This window comes from Vibrio sp. 10N.222.52.B7 (assembly GCF_041474275.1).
GTDB classification, from domain to species: Bacteria; Pseudomonadota; Gammaproteobacteria; order Enterobacterales; family Vibrionaceae; genus Vibrio; species Vibrio crassostreae_C.
In genome coordinates this window covers 1-278 of sequence record NZ_JBFRTU010000634.1, presented here as the reverse complement: position 1 = coordinate 278, position 278 = coordinate 1, and the positions used below count along the sequence as shown (strand labels likewise).

Annotated in this window: 1 pseudogene; it reads right to left on the bottom strand. The window is 42.1% G+C overall.

Annotation, left to right across the window (positions count from 1 at the left end):
- Positions 1-278: pseudogene (locus AB4512_RS24565) on the bottom strand (DASH family cryptochrome); the annotation flags it as partial.

Here is a 278-nt window from a genome sequence, read left to right as displayed (position 1 = left end):
CAAATGCGTTTCGAGTCTGCTTGTAATTAAGAGCGTAATCATGTGAAAAGTAGTTTTCTAAATGCGCTAGTCCAGCGTCTTCGCCACCCAAATAATCGCTTATTACTGCGCTTTCATCATTTGGTGAACTGAATAATGAGATTGTCGATGTCGATGTCGATGCTAGTCTCACTGCTGGTGGTAGAGCTGAAATAACCGTCTCACGGCGATTAACGTCCAAGTGTTCGACTAGCTTTCTAAATTTGGTAAAAGAGCTCGGGACTTTTGATAATTCGAAC